The 575-nt window shown below is 44.5% G+C and carries 1 protein-coding gene; it reads right to left on the bottom strand.

Annotated elements, in window-relative coordinates; translation table 11 throughout:
- Nucleotides 1-136: 136 nt before the first annotated feature.
- Nucleotides 137-457 (bottom strand): GIY-YIG nuclease family protein, encoded by a 321-nt coding sequence (locus tag R7R78_RS28260; protein ID WP_005463466.1) that lies wholly within the window; start codon nucleotides 455-457, stop codon nucleotides 137-139.
- Nucleotides 458-575: the final 118 nt, after the last annotated feature.

Genomic DNA, 575 nt, shown 5'->3' with positions numbered 1-575 from the left:
TTGGATGTATCGGGCTCGGCCGTATTAGTCAGCTGTATCAATAAATATAAATAAGCCGCCAATGTTGGCGGCTTATAAAAGACAATTGAAATTTAAGAATCCGAAAAACAGGCACTCAAACGGTCACGATGAACCGTTAACTTTGAGAGCAAGACTCAAACATCACTTGCTGATTGTCATCCACGGCAATCAAAGCTTTGAGTTCAACCAACTGCTCTTTCTTGCTCTTGGTTAGTTGTTTGATGAAATACTCAGCGCGCATTGCTGTTACTTTTGAGTCGAAGCTAGTCGACCACTCTAAAACAAGAGGCCCTTTACCCTTGAGCGCTTTTGCGCCTTTGCCAAGTTGGTGCTGTTTAAATCGCCTTTCGATGTCATTGGTAACACCGCAATACAGTGCATTACGGTTATTGCGGATCAGATAAACGCTCCAGTGCTGCTCAACGCTTTCACTCATGAAAGTAGAGATTCTACCTGCGCTTTCAATGCATCGAGTTCTTCTCTTAACTCGGCAACTTCTTGCTCTAACTGAGCGACACGTTCCGAGCTTGATGAAGTAGCAGGAACTGCCGCAG

Source organism: Vibrio sp. 2134-1, assembly GCF_033339495.1.
This window is presented reverse-complemented; position numbering and strand designations above follow the sequence as displayed.